At 56.3% G+C, this 14,113-nt stretch carries 9 protein-coding genes; 4 read left to right on the forward strand and 5 right to left on the reverse strand.

What is annotated here, in order from left to right; translation table 11 throughout:
• The first annotated feature begins 8 nt into the window (after positions 1-8).
• Positions 9-875, forward strand: a complete 867-nt coding sequence (locus HV127_RS01440; protein WP_182234662.1) for an L-threonine kinase — start codon at positions 9-11, stop codon at positions 873-875.
• Positions 876-977: 102 nt separating this feature from the next.
• Here the strand turns inward: HV127_RS01440 and cobD are convergent, their stop codons facing one another.
• Entirely contained in the window at positions 978-2,057 is a 1,080-nt protein-coding gene (gene cobD, locus HV127_RS01445) for a threonine-phosphate decarboxylase CobD (RefSeq protein WP_182234664.1), read from the reverse strand.
• A 16-nt stretch (positions 2,058-2,073) separates the two neighbouring features.
• The gene (gene amiC, locus HV127_RS01450) at positions 2,074-3,327 is read right to left on the reverse strand and encodes an N-acetylmuramoyl-L-alanine amidase AmiC (protein WP_112213947.1); all 1,254 of its coding nucleotides are present in this window, start codon (positions 3,325-3,327) and stop codon (positions 2,074-2,076) included.
• Between the two features lie 227 nt (positions 3,328-3,554).
• On the opposite strand from amiC, the gene argA reads away from it, so the two are divergent.
• From argA to HV127_RS01465, 3 genes are all read left to right on the forward strand, one after another.
• Entirely contained in the window at positions 3,555-4,886 is a 1,332-nt protein-coding gene (gene argA / locus HV127_RS01455) for an amino-acid N-acetyltransferase (RefSeq protein ID WP_110276460.1), read from the forward strand.
• Positions 4,887-5,068: 182 nt separating this feature from the next.
• Positions 5,069-5,389 (forward strand): hypothetical protein, encoded by a 321-nt coding sequence (locus HV127_RS01460; RefSeq protein ID WP_182234666.1) that lies wholly within the window; start codon positions 5,069-5,071, stop codon positions 5,387-5,389.
• 81 nt (positions 5,390-5,470) lie between these two features.
• On the forward strand, positions 5,471-5,758 hold the full coding sequence (locus HV127_RS01465; RefSeq protein WP_182234668.1) for a hypothetical protein: 288 nt from the start codon (positions 5,471-5,473) through the stop codon (positions 5,756-5,758).
• Positions 5,759-5,770: 12 nt separating this feature from the next.
• On the opposite strand, the gene recD is transcribed toward HV127_RS01465, so the two are convergent.
• Genes recD through ptrA form a run of 3 tightly spaced genes read right to left on the reverse strand, consistent with a single transcriptional unit; the run spans position 5,771 to position 14,039 of the window.
• On the reverse strand, positions 5,771-7,615 hold the full coding sequence (gene recD, locus HV127_RS01470) for an exodeoxyribonuclease V subunit alpha (protein ID WP_182234670.1): 1,845 nt from the start codon (positions 7,613-7,615) through the stop codon (positions 5,771-5,773).
• The gene (gene recB / locus HV127_RS01475; RefSeq protein ID WP_182234672.1) at positions 7,612-11,157 is read right to left on the reverse strand and encodes an exodeoxyribonuclease V subunit beta; all 3,546 of its coding nucleotides are present in this window, start codon (positions 11,155-11,157) and stop codon (positions 7,612-7,614) included. Before recB ends, recD begins: the two co-directional genes overlap by 4 nt.
• Positions 11,154-14,039, reverse strand: a complete 2,886-nt coding sequence (ptrA, locus tag HV127_RS01480; RefSeq protein ID WP_182234674.1) for a pitrilysin — start codon at positions 14,037-14,039, stop codon at positions 11,154-11,156. Before ptrA ends, recB begins: the two co-directional genes overlap by 4 nt.
• Positions 14,040-14,113 lie beyond the last annotated feature (74 nt).

The raw sequence follows: 14,113 nt of genomic DNA on the forward strand, positions 1-14,113 counted from the left end.
AGAAAAACGTGGCTGTTGCGCAATGCCCCGCCTCCTGTGGCGAACTCATCCAGGGCTGGATCCTCGGCAGCGAGAAGCTGGTCTCCTGCCCCGTTGACTGGTACAGCACCGTCGAGGTGGACTACGGTTCACCTCGTACGGATGAGCGTCCGCTTTCACGGGCAATGGTCGACCGGCTGCTGAACTACTGGCGCTATCCGGCTGACCTCAGCAAAGAGATTCGTATCGACATTTGCTCCACCATTCCGGTCGCCAAAGGCATGGCCAGCAGCACTGCGGATATCGCCGCAACGGCGGTAGCTACCGCGCATCATCTCGGCCACCCGCTGGATGAAACCACCCTCGCCCAACTGTGCGTTTCTCTGGAACCGACCGACAGCACCCTGTTTCGCCAACTGACGCTGTTCGATCACAACACCGCCGAAACGCAAATAGCCTGCCATTCTCAGCCTCAGCTTGATCTGCTCGTACTTGAAAGCCCCGCCACGCTGCTGACCACTGATTATCACCGCCTTCCCCGACTTGAAAAGCTGCACGCTCATTCTGCCGCCCTGCAACAGGCTTGGGAGAAAATCCAGCAGGCCTGTCAGACGGATGACCCCCGTTGCATGGGAGAAGCGGCAACGCTCAGCGCCATCGCCAGCCAGCACCTGCTGCCTAAACCGGGGTTTGATACGCTGCTGGAGCTGGTAGAGGAGTGTGATTTATACGGCCTGAACGTGGCGCACAGCGGTAGCGTTGTTGGCCTGATGCTCGACCGTGAACGTCACGATATAGAGTATTTGCAGCGGCGGCTGGTGGAAACACGGCTAAGCGAATACTGGCCCGAGCAACACCTGCTGCGCATGGTGCAGGGCGGCGTCGAATTGCGCTAGCGCCGACAATCATATTTCCCGGAGGCGGCGCTCGACGCGCCTTGTCCGGGCTACCGGCCCGCAGACGACTGTAAACTCGTAGCCCGCAGACGCCAGGAACATCTACCCGGTAAATACCTGCCTGAAAGCCGTTAGCAACTGGGTGTTTTCCTGCTGGCTGCGGATCGCGACGCGGAAGTAGCGCCCGTCCAGCCCCGGATAATTGGAACAACTGCGGATCAGGATATGCTGTTGCAGCATGGCGTATTGCAGGTCAAGGTCCGGCACGTCGCAACGCAAAAACAAATAGTTGGCCCGGCCAGGATAAACCATCAGGCCGGGAATGTGGCGCAGTTGATGGTAAAAACGCTGCCCCTCTTCCTCCAGCCACAGCCAGGTTTTCTGCTGATAGTCGCTATCCTGAAGAATGATTTCACCCGCCAGCGCAGCAAAGGCGTTAATTGACCACGGCATCTGTCGCTCGCGCATTCGCGCCACCGCCCGTTCATCACCATTGACCAGATACCCCAGGCGCAGGCCGGGGATGGCATAAAACTTGGTGAGCGAACGCAACACCCATACGTGTGGGTTATCGCGCAAAAGCGGAATAAATCCCGGCTCATCGGGAATAAAATCGATAAACGCTTCATCAAGAATCAGCGCGATTCCCAACGATTGACAACGCTGCGCAATTAATTCGAGCAGGCGACGTTCGGGTAGCAGTCCGGTCGGATTATTTGGTGTACAGAGGAATAAGCAGTCCAGATCCGGCGTCAGGGCATCAAGGATAGCGCCAGTCAGCTGCCAACCATCCTCTTCATGCAGAAGAAATTCCCGCACCGCGCAGTCAACCGATTGCAGCGCCCGGCGATACTCGGCAAAACCCGGCGTGACGATCATCGCCTGACGGGGCTTCAGGCCCTGAACGAGGGTGAAGATCGCTTCCGTTTCGCCATTTCCAGCGAGGATCCACGAAGCGGGAACCTGATGATGTTCCGCCAGCGCGAGGTGCAGTTGCTGATACTCAACGTCCGGATAGCGTTCAGCACAGGCCATATTATCGATGATGGCGTGCTTTAAACTTTCCGGCATCCCCAGTGGATTAATATTGGCGCTAAAATCCAGCAGTTGTTCCGCAGAGATTCCCAATAGCGCGGCGGCCTCGCGGATGTTTCCGCCGTGCGCGCTCTTCAATAGAGCCATTTACATTCCCGTTGCGTTACCCTCGCCTTGCCAGCGTCGCGCCGTCAGCGAAGTAGGCTTTAATCCCTGCCAGAATCGACTCTGCAACCTGCTGCTGGAATTTCGCCGTTTTCAATTTACGCTCTTCTTCGACGTTACTGATAAACGCGGTTTCCACCAGAATCGATGGAATATCCGGCGCTTTCAGCACCGCGAAGCCCGCCTGCTCAACGCGATTCTTGTGCAGGTTATTAATATTGCCCATCTTTTCCAACACTGCCTTGCCAAACTTCAGGCTATCGGCGATGGTCAGCGACTGCACCATATCAAACATGGTGTGATCGACGTAGCGATCGCCGCTTTTGCTTACGCCGCCAATCAGATCCGAGGCGTTCTGGGTCTGGGCCAGAAACTTCGCCGCGGTACTGGTGGCTCCCTTGGTCGATAGCGCAAAGACCGAAGAGCCGCTGGGCTGCCGACTGGTAAACGCATCGGCGTGAATAGAGACAAACAGGTCGGCACGCTGCTTCTGCGCCTTGGCAACGCGCACCTTCAGCGGGATAAAGACATCCTCGTTGCGGGTCATATAGACCTTCATATTGCCCTCTTTCTCGATCAGCGCGCGCAGTCGTCGGGCAATTTGTAGCACCACGTCTTTTTCGCGAGTGCGATATTTCCCCACCGCGCCAGAGTCTTCACCACCGTGGCCGGGGTCGAGCATAATCACGATCGGCCGATCGCGCCCGGCTTTACCCGGTTTCGGCCCGCTTTCCGCAGGGGGAACCTGACGCTGAAGATCGCCTTTATTGTAATCCTCAAGCAGCGCCAGCAGCGGATCCTGCACATCGGTGGCATTGGAGGGGTAGAGATCCATCACCAGACGCTCTTTAAAACCAGCAACCGGGGCCAGCGCAAAGAGCTGAGGTTTCACGTTCTGTTTGAGCTCAAACACCATACGCACGGTTTGCGGATCGAACTGACCCACGCGAGCGGACTGAATATAAGGATCGTCGCCGCGAATCTGCCCGCCCATTCCTTTTAACACCGAGTTGAGGTTAACACCTTCCAGATCCACGACCAGTCGTTCAGGATTACTGAGCGCAAACTGCCGATACTTCAGAATATGATTGGACTCCACGGTGACGCGGGTGTAGGTCGACGATGGCCAGACTCGCACGGCAACAACCTGCGCCGCGGCAGCCAACCCAACCGGACTCACACTCATTAACCACATGGCGCCCGCCCCTTGTAAAAAACGGCGGCGGCTTAATTCTGACTTGTATCCCGACATGCCACTCCCAAGCAGTAAGAAATCATTGGTATTTAAAACAAACAGATTGACCAGAAACTTTAACGAAAGGCGTATAACCTGTCATCTATAAAAGGGTAAACAATCTTTGACACCCTGATTTAGCTCACACTGCTTTCTCAACTCAGCAACAAATTGGCGCTTGCGTTTACCGGCAAAACAGAATAAAAATACACTAATTACGAATAATCATGCATTGAGGTTGTGTCATGGTGAAGGAACGTCGCACCGAACTGGTAGAGGGATTCCGCCATTCTGTCCCCTATATTAACGCCCATCGGGGTAAAACGTTTGTCATCATGCTGGGCGGAGAAGCCATCGAGCATGATAATTTTTCTAGTATAGTCAATGATATTGGCCTTCTTCACAGCCTGGGTATTCGCCTGGTGGTGGTTTATGGCGCACGCCCGCAGATTGACGCCAACCTGGCAGAGCATCGTCACGAGCCGGTTTATCACAAACAGACCCGAGTGACTGACGCCAAAACGCTTGAGCTGGTTAAGCAAGCGGCGGGCATGCTGCAGCTGGAAATTACCGCTCGCCTGTCTATGAGCCTGAACAACACGCCGTTGCAGGGTGCCCATATCAACGTAGTCAGCGGCAACTTCCTGATCGCGCAGCCGTTAGGGGTAGATGACGGCGTGGATTATTGCCACAGCGGACGCATTCGGCGCATTGATGAAGAAGCCATTCACCGCCAGTTGGATAACGGCGCGATTGTGTTGATGGGCCCGGTTGCGGTGTCGGTCACTGGCGAAAGCTTTAACCTCACTTCCGAAGAGATTGCCACTCAGCTGGCGATTAAGCTGAAAGCCGAAAAAATGATCGGCTTCTGCTCGTCGCAAGGGGTCTACGACCAGAATGGCGATATCGTTCCCGAACTGTTCCCCAACGAAGCTCAGGCGCGGGTTGAGGAGCTGGAAGCAGACGAAGATTATAATTCCGGCACGGTGCGCTTCCTGCGCGGGGCAGTAAAAGCCTGCCGTAGCGGCGTGCGTCGCTGTCACCTGATCAGTTATCAGGAAGACGGCACGCTGTTGCAGGAACTGTTCTCACGCGACGGTATCGGTACCCAGATTGTGATGGAGAGCGCCGAACAGATCCGTCGTGCCACCATCAATGATATCGGCGGGATCCTTGAACTGATTAGCCCACTGGAGCAACAGGGCATCCTGGTGCGGCGTTCGCGCGAACAGCTGGAGATGGAAATCGATAAATTCACCATTATTCAGCGTGATAACACCACGATTGCCTGCGCCGCGCTCTATCCGTTCCCGGAAGAGAAAATCGGTGAAATGGCCTGCGTGGCGGTGCATCCGGATTACCGTAGCTCATCGCGCGGAGAAGTTCTGCTCGAGCGCATTGCCGCTCAGGCGAGGCAAATGGGCCTGAGTAAGCTGTTCGTGCTGACGACCCGAAGCATTCACTGGTTCCAGGAGCGCGGCTTTACCCCAGTAGACGTCGACCTGCTGCCGGAGAGCAAGAAAGAGATGTACAACTATCAGCGCCGTTCAAAAGTGCTGATGGCGGACTTGAGTTAATGTCCTTCCCCGGTTCACGGTGTAAAACAGCCTCCGCACCAGATTTATAGCTCCACCGCCGGGAATATTCCCGGCGGCAATACGATGCGCCAAGCCTGGCTTCCGGCATATCTGATAAATAATTACACAGCGTTAATCTAAATGTATAATTTAGCCTGACTACAAAGGAAAGCAGGCTATTTATGGATAATTCTGGCAACTGGTTTACCCGCAATATCAGCATTATTGTTATCGTGCTCTCTTTATATCCCTGGCTGCTGCTATTAATTGCAAGCCTGAATGGCGCAAGTAAAGCAAGCTGGTTACTGAGAGCAGGTGCCGGGATAGCTATTTATGCCTTCGCGCTGTCTGTCATTAATCTGATTATTTCAATCATTTTTATTGTCTTTACTCATATAGTTACCCCCTCAGCAGCAAAAAACTCCGCAGGGCGTTTCTTTGCTATCAACTCCATTTCTGCCGTCTGGGTATTGTTACTTTCACTTCTTGTTTCACAGGGGTAACGACATAGCTATGGTTTATCCTGTCTATGAATTCAAATTAAGGAATATAGATTAATGGTGAATAACTCAGAAAACGGATTTGTGAAAAATATAAAAATAATCGTCACCGTTATTTCGCTCTACCCCTGGCTGCTCATTCTGCTGATGATGATGGGGAGCGGAGGCTCGTCAGGAAGCGCTTACGGTGCCGGGCTGTTTATTTTCTTTATCTTTATGATCCTCTCCGTTATTAACCTGGTGATTTCCGCCATTGTCCTCGTGGTGGCCAACGTCTCGACCCCACCGCTTGCAAAGGGTTCGGCGAAGTATTTCTTCGCCATGAACTCCATATCGCTGCTGTGGATAATGCCTTTAGTCGCCCCTTATTAGCGCCCGGCAGATTCAGAGATGCCCCTGCTCCGCAAAGATCTCCGTCAGCCCGCTGCGACGTTCGGTACGTGCGACAACCGCCTGAGTCAGCACTTGTTCATCGGCATAAATTGACAGCTGCTGTTTGGCGCGAGTAATGGCGGTGTAAACCAGCTCACGCGTCAACAGCGGCACGCTGCGGGAAGGCAGGATCAGCGCCGCATGATCGAACTCCGAGCCCTGCGATTTGTGCACCGTCATCGCCCAGGCGGTATCGTGCTCCGGCAAGCGGCTCGGTTGTACCGACTTGATGCTGCCATCGGGCATCGGGAACCAGACGCGCAGGCCGTCACCTCTTTCCAGCGCAATGCCGATATCGCCATTAAACAGCCCCAGCGCGCTATCGTTGCGGGAGATCATCACCGGACGCCCTTCATACCAGCGTGAATGGCGCGGCAGGGTAATTGCCCGCTTGCGGTTTAGCATCTGCTCCAGCTGTTCATTCACGCCGCTAACGCCGTAGGGACCATCGCGCAGCGCGCACAGCAACTGGAACTCACCGAATGCGGCAATCATCTCTTCGGGTTCGGCTCGTTCGCGCAGCAACTGCAGGAAACGACCGTAGCCCGCCTGCGCCTGGATGAGCATCGCCTCGTACTCTTCGGTGGTACTCAGCGGATGCAGAGTGATGTCGTCGAATGGTTGGCGCAGCGTCGCGCGTACTGCGCTACGTTCGCCGCTGTTCACCGCATAAGCCAGATTTCCAATGCCGGAATGGCGACCAAAACGGTAGCTTTTTTGCAGCAGGCACAGGCTGTCACGCAGCGCCCCCGCCGCTTCGCTCTCGCCCGCAGGCACCGGCTGACCCGTTAATCGCCCCAACTGGGCCGCGCGTTCGGGGGTATATCCCGCATTAACCCAGGCACAAATATCACCGAGTACCGCCCCGGCTTCTACCGAGGCCAGCTGATCGCGGTCGCCAAGGAAAATGACCCGCCCATGTTCAGGCAGAGCGTCAATCAGGCGCGACATCATCGGCAGGTCGATCATTGAGGCTTCATCGACCACCAGCACGTCAAGATGCAACGGGTTTCCGGCGTGATAGCGCAGCCGCTGGCTCCCCGGCTGAGCGCCAAGCAGGCGATGGAGGGTGCTGGCTTCGGTCGGCACCAGCGCCTTTTGCTCGTCCGTTAACGGCAGACGGCGCAGCGCAGCGCCAAGGGATTCGGTCAGGCGCGCCGCGGCTTTGCCGGTTGGCGCCGCCAGGCGGATGCGACAGCGCGGGCTGGCGTGCGTCTGAATCAGCGCCGCCAATAGTTTGGCGACGGTGGTGGTTTTTCCGGTACCGGGGCCGCCGGAGATCACCGAAATCCGTCGGGTCAGAGCAACCGCTGCGGCCACTTTTTGCCAGTCAATATCATCCCCAAGCGGAAACAACGCGTCCAGCGTTGAAGCCAAACGGGCTTCATCAACATCCAGTACCTGATTGGCTTCGTTGAAAAAGCGCGCGACGGTCAGTTCATTGCGCCACATACGGTTGAGGTAAAGCCGTTCGCCGCAGAGAATGATGGGCGTCGGCCGCTCGCCGCGGCTGACCGCCTCAGAGCCAAGCAGCAGCGTTGACCAGTCGTCCGGGGTACCTGTCAGCTCAAGGATTTGCTCGCGCAGGCCCGCCGCTTTTCCACTCAACAGCTCATCATCTTCGAGACGAGAAATTGGCAGGCAAACATGCCCTTCACCCGCATCGCGGCTCAGGATCGCGGCGGCCAGTTTCACCGCCGGATGCGCTTCTTGCGCCACCATCAGCGCAAACTGGACATCCAGCGGGCGCAGCAGACGCTGCTCAGCGGCCTCCAGCAACAGTTCGTCCATAGTCATAGCGCCACCTCCTGCGTTTCCCCGGCAAACAGCGCATCAAGGCCGTCAATCAACGGCAGCGCCGGGCGGGTGGTAAAGATCCCCTGACCGCCGTCCTGTCCGTCCATACCGCGTAAAAAGAGATAAATCACGCCGCCAAAATGGTGTTCATAGTCGTAGTCCGCAATACGATGGCGTAAATAACGGTGCAGCGCCAGGCTGTAGAGCTGATATTGCAAATCATAACGATGCGTGCGCATTGCCTGCATCATGGCGTCCTGGGTATAGGCCTCGCGATCTTGCCCCAGCCAGTTCGATTTGTAATCCAGCAGGTAATAGCGGTCATTATGGCGAAATACCAGGTCGATAAAGCCTTTCAACATGCCGCGTACCTGACGGAAATCGAGGGTTGGGGTATCAACGGAGAGCGGATCGTACTGACGGATTAGCGCGTCCAGACGCAGCGGATCCAGAGGCTGTTCGATGGGTAGATAAAAGGCCATCTCTACCTGTTTATCGCTTTCGCTAAGCTGATTCAGGGCGATCTCCGCCCCCGGCAGGCGGGTGCGCAGCACACCGTCGAGCCATTCGGTCAGCACTGGAGTCCATTTCTCCTCGAACCCGCTCAGCTGTAGTTTCTCCGCCATCCAGTCGGCGGGCACCGGCAGGGTGAAATCAATATCTTCAAACAGGCTATGCAGAAACGTCCCCGGCGATGCGCCGCGCGGGAACTGGTGCGGCGTGAGCTGCGGCTCTTCCATTACTTCGCCAACGCCTGCGGCATCGACATCCAGGCGCGGCAGAAGATCCTGCGCCGCGCTGTGGCCGTGCTGCTGTAAACCGGAATAGCTGGTGACTCGCCAGTCGTCGACCACCGTGCGCTCAAGCATACGCGCACAAAGCGGCGGCAGTTCCGTCTGCGGAGCCTGCCAGGGCGTCAGATCCGTAAGCACAGGACGTTGCAGAGCAATATCATCGCAGCAGAAAGTCTGTAAACGAGCCGTTAGCCCTGCGGCATCCATCGCCTCCCCGCCCTGGAGCAGGCGGCCCAACGCACTGTGGTGAAAATCGCTGGCACCAGGTTTATCGCTACGGCGGGTGCTGAGCGGCGCAACGCCAAGGCTACAGTGCCAGACCGCACGGGTCAGCGCCACGTACAGCAGGCGCAAATCTTCAGCCAGACGTTCGGCCTCCGCCAGTTCCATACTGCCGTCATCCTGCCCGAGGTCGAGGACCGCCGCAAAGGAACTTCTGTCGTGATAAAACGCTTGATCTTGTTTACGAAAACGCGCGATAAACGGCAACCAGACCAGCGGATATTCCAGACCTTTTGATTTGTGAATGGTGACAATCTGCACCAGGTGCTTGTCGCTTTCCAGGCGCATCTGCTGGCTGGAGGCATTGCTATCCGGCTCGGCGATATGCTGCGCCAGCCAGCGTACCAGCGCATGTTCACTTTCAAGCTGGTTGGCAGCTTCCTGAAGTAGCTCGCTGATATGCAGAATATCGGTCAGGCGTCGTTCGCCACCGTTTGTAGCGAGCAGATTTTCGGCGATACGTCGCGCGGTCATCAGCGCGCGTAGCATCGGCATGACCCCACGCTGACGCCAGATTTGCCGGTAGCCGCTAAACTCCTCAACCAGTTCATCCCACGCCCGTTCATCCTGATTGAGGTTTTCGATATCCCGAGCGTTCAGGCCGAACATTGAGGTCGCCAGCGCGCTGCGCAGGGTATTTTCGCGTTCGGGCGCCAGCACCGCCTGCAGCAACCATAGCAGCTCCTGCGCTTCCGGCGTTTCAAACACGCTATCGCGGTTGGAAAGGTAGACGGAAGGTATCGACAACAGCTGGAGGGCATCGCGGATCAGCGAGGCCTCCTGGCGGTTACGCACCAGCACCGTGATATCCGAGGCCTGAACCGGAGAGGATTTTTCACCACGCCATAGCAGCGCTTTGCCCTGCTGACCCGCGCTGAGCCAGTCGCGAATTTGCCCGGCGCAAATCTGCGCCATAAATGTTTGATAATCCCCCGAGCCAACGGCCTCGCCCGGCATCAGCCAGACGTTCATTGCGGGGATCACGGCATCATCAACAGTAAAGCGCAGCCCCTGGTTTTTATCCGCCGATTTGACCGGCAGGAACGGGATTTCGCGAAACATAAAGGGGTTATCGCTGAGGCTAAACAGGTGATTGACGCTTTCAACCATTCCCGGCGCGGAGCGCCAGTTAGTATCCAGCGTATAGTGGGCGCTCACATCGCCACGCGCTCTCATGTAGGTAAAAATGTCCGCGCCGCGGAAGGCGTAAATCGCCTGCTTCGGGTCGCCAATCAGCAGCAGCGCGGTGTCTGCCTGCTGTCGCCAGATACGACGAAAAATACGATACTGCTGCGGGTCGGTATCCTGGAATTCATCGATCATCGCTACCGGAAAACGCTGACGAATCGCGCAGGCCAACGCTTCGCCGCTATCACTACGAAGAGCATCATCAAGGCGACTGAGCATATCGTCAAAGCCCAGCTCGCCGCGGCGACGTTTCTCCCGGGCCACTGCTTCACGGATTTCGACCAAAGCCCTGGCGATAACCAGATCGGTCAACGTTAACGGTGAAGCCAACAGCTTCTCTACCGCGCTAAACAGCGGATGTACCGGCGATTCACCGCCCGCTTTGGTGCGTTCAAGCAAGAAAGCCTGAGAGAACTTTTCCAGCGCGTCCGGAAGCTGATAGCCCAGGGTCTCTTCCTGTGCCCAGGCATTCACTTTCTCCAGCCACTTTCCCTGATTTCCGCGGTTGAACTTGCGCCGGTCGAGGCCTGAATTTTCCAGTACAGCCTCAATTTCGCCTGCCTGTTCCAGCCACTGCTGCTTAAGCGCATTAATGCGCCCGATAATTTGCTGATGGCGTTCGGCCAGCGTTTCTTCGGCAGGTGGTGGAGATTTTAGCTGCGGCGCTTCGCCTTGCAGCCAGCGGTCGATTGATTTCAGCAGGTCACGGGGGCCTTTCCACGCTTCATGAATAACCGCGGCGATATCGCGCGGCAGCGGATAGCAGTGGCGACGCCAGAAGTCGGCGCAGGCCTGATAGCGCAGGCGGGATTCATCTTCAATAAGCTGCTGTTCAAACAGCATGCCAGATTCAAAAGCGTTGAGGCTCAACATCCGCTGACAGAAGCCGTGAATGGTAAATACCGCCGCTTCGTCCATTTGGCGTTCCGCCAGCAGCAGCCTTTGCGCGGCGAGGTTCTTGTCAGGTATTTCCGCCAGCAGTCCGGCATAGAGAGGGTTATCGGTACTGTCACGCAGGCAGGCGATGCGCAACTCGTGGATGTTGCTACGAATACGCCCGCGCAGCTCTTCGGTCGCCGCTTCGGTAAAGGTCACCACCAGCAGTTCTTCAACGCTGACCTGCCGGGGAAAGGCGGATTTACCGCCCAGCCCCAGCAGCAGCCGCAAATAGAGCGCGGCAATGGTAAAGGTTTTTCCGGTGCCCGCAGAGGCTTCTATCAGGCGCTCGCCCGTCAGGGGCAAGCGCAGGGGGTCAAGAGACTCGGCGGTTTCGGTCATTCATTCTCTCGCATCAGGGGTAAGGATTTCTGCAATGCGCTGACGTTTTCCCAGACTTTGCCATCCTGCGGATGTGCGTATTCCGTCTTGCCGTTCTGGCTCCCGGAAACCTGGGAAAGTATCGCCATGCCTTGCGGATCCACTACCGTCTGATGGAAGAAGTCAGCAAGTTTTTGCGGCGTCAGCAGTTTAATCTGAGCCACTACTTTATCACGTGAATCAAAACGCATATTACCGCGATCGAAATCTTTGCTCAGCTTTGATGCCTCATCGCCCAGGGTCTGCGGTGCCTGCTGCATCTGGCTAATAACCGCCTGCTGGATCTGCGCAAACTCTTCCGGCTTCATCGCCCGCAATTTGGCTTCCGCCGTCGGGAAGAAGGCCTGGAAACGCTGCCACAGGAATTCAGGCTGCTTGTCGTTACTTTGCAGCAGGAAGCCCATTCCCCACTGGCGGCCAACGTTCATTGAGAAGGCAAAAACCGCATAGCCCAATTGTTCTTCCGTGCGCAGTTGGTTGTAAAACCACGGCTGCACGATTTGCCCGAGAAGAGAACTCGCAGCAGAACTGGTGTATTCATCGACGTTCGGCGGCGCGAAGACGGCGGCCAGCGCGGAGTCCGTGCTGTTGCCCGCTTTTTCAAAAATAGCCAGCTGTTTGCTGTTTATCAGCACGTCTTTATTACGGCACCATTCGTTGCCGTCTGCCCCCAGCTGTTTTTGAATCTGCCGCGCCATAGCGGTTGATTGATCGGCAGTGAGATTACCAATTACCAACAGCTCCGGACGCCCTTTGGCTTTGAGATTATCACGGTACTCCAGCACCTCTTTAAGCGTAATCGAGGGCAGCAGCGCCCGGCGATCTTCGCGCTGGAAATACGGCACCTGTGAAACCATCTGAACCGGCATGATCGCCTGATCGTAGGCTTTGCCTTTATCCGCCGAGTCCATCATCTGGGCGTACCAGGATTTAGCCTGCTCCAGTTGTTCTTCGGTCGGCGTATAGCTGAAGTAACCATCCAGCAGCGCGTTAAAGAGTTCCGGAAGATGCTGCGTGTAGCCGTTGGCGTTAACCATCAGCCCATTATTAGCACCGGTGGAGAAGCTGATGCCGCCGACCGCCGCCTGGTTGCTAAGCTGGTCAAGCGCGATACCCGCCAGATAATCATTAAGGGCAAACATCACCTGACGACGGGCGCTGTCCATGCCCTGCGGGTTACGCAGGACCAGCGAAATATCCGCCTTCGGTTCACTGGCGAAGTACTGGCTCGGCGCGTAAATCACACGTAGCGTCGGCTCATCAACGATCAGCTGTGGATGCGGATAAGCCTTGTCGCTTTTGATTAAGGTGAAATCATCAGGAATATAGGGGTTCAGCACCGCTAGCTTAAGGTCAATGGCGCTGGATTTCTGCTGCCAGTCGGCAAAGGTCTGCGCGCTGATTTTATCCACCTGATAAGGCGCGTTAACGAAGTAGGCCGTCTTGTTATGCGGTTCCTTCGGACTGATATACCAGATGCGGGCGTTTTGCGGCGTCATCATCGCCAGACGGTCTTTAATCGCCTGCGGGTCGTAACGGTCGGCAATGTTGACGACGTCCAGAGTATGCTCAACCGGCACGCGGATCATGGTGTCAGCCAGCCATTCGACGTAATCCATATCGCGATTAATTGATGGGTAGCGGAAATCGAGCGCCAGCACATGGGACAGTTCATCAAAATAGCGTTTATCAATTCCCTGGCTACGCAGCAGATTGAGGTAACTGAAAATGGCCGCTGTGACTTCATCACGATGCGCCAGGCCTTTATCCGTCAGGGTTGCGGAAATAGCCAGCACCCCGCTGTTGCCGTTAACCACCGGGTCGGAATCGGCACGGATACCTTCAACCAGTCCTTGCTTTTGCAGCCAGTCAGAAAGCGTGCCCGGGCTACGGTTGCCGATCATATAGGTCACCAGCTCGTCGGTTTTACTGCGGAACTGGTCGCTATTGTTATCGATGCGGAACTCAACGCGCAGCACTTTACGCGGCATCGCCGGGACATAGTGAATGATGATGCCCTTTTGCGCATCGGTCACCACCGGCACGGTAATTTCCGGCTTGCTGATATTATGGTTCGGCACGCGACCATAGGTAGCCGCAGCGATGCTCGCCAGCTCCGGCAGAGGTTTGTTGCTGTAGATCACCGCTTTCATCAGGTTGGCGGAATACCAGCTATCGCGGAAGGTATGCAGCGCATCGAGTACCGGCTTGCCGGGCTTGTCGCTCAGCGTTTCGAGGTTACCGCCGGAAAAATGCGAGCCTGGGTGCGCCGGGTTGATGGTTTCAGCGCTAACCTGCGCCATCCGCATCCCGTCACGGGTTCGCGCCATCGTTAGCTCGGCGTTAACTGCATTACGCTCGCGGTCGGCATATTTTTTATCCAGCAGCGGCGCGGCAATGGCGTCAGCCAGACGATCAACAGCGCCGTCCAGCGCATCGTTTTCCACTTCAAGATAGAACGCGGTGCGATACGGCGCGGTACTGGCGTTATGGCTGCCGCCGTGCATTTTGAGGAACTCGGCGAGGCTATCAGGCTGCGGATATTTCTGCGAGCCCATCAGCGTCATATGTTCCAGGAAGTGAGCCAGTCCCTGATGCTCCACGGGATCCTGTAGTGAACCCACAGGGACGACCAGCGCCGACAGCGATTTCACCGCCTGCGGATCGGAAACCAGCAGAACCACCATGCCATTATCCAGGCGAATCGCCTGATATTGACGGGTATCTTTTTCGCTTTTACGAATGGTTTCCTGAATCGGTTGCCATCCGGTGTCTGCCTGACTTAACGGTGCCCAAAGGGCGGCCAGAACTACAATAACCTTGAACCATAAACTGCGGGGCATTCACGGACCTCATCATTAACAAACCTGGCGCTGCACGGTATGCAGCCTTAATAAAACATCAGTCCGTGATTCGT

This window comes from Klebsiella sp. RHBSTW-00215, assembly GCF_014103785.1.
GTDB lineage: Bacteria > Pseudomonadota > Gammaproteobacteria > Enterobacterales > Enterobacteriaceae > Klebsiella.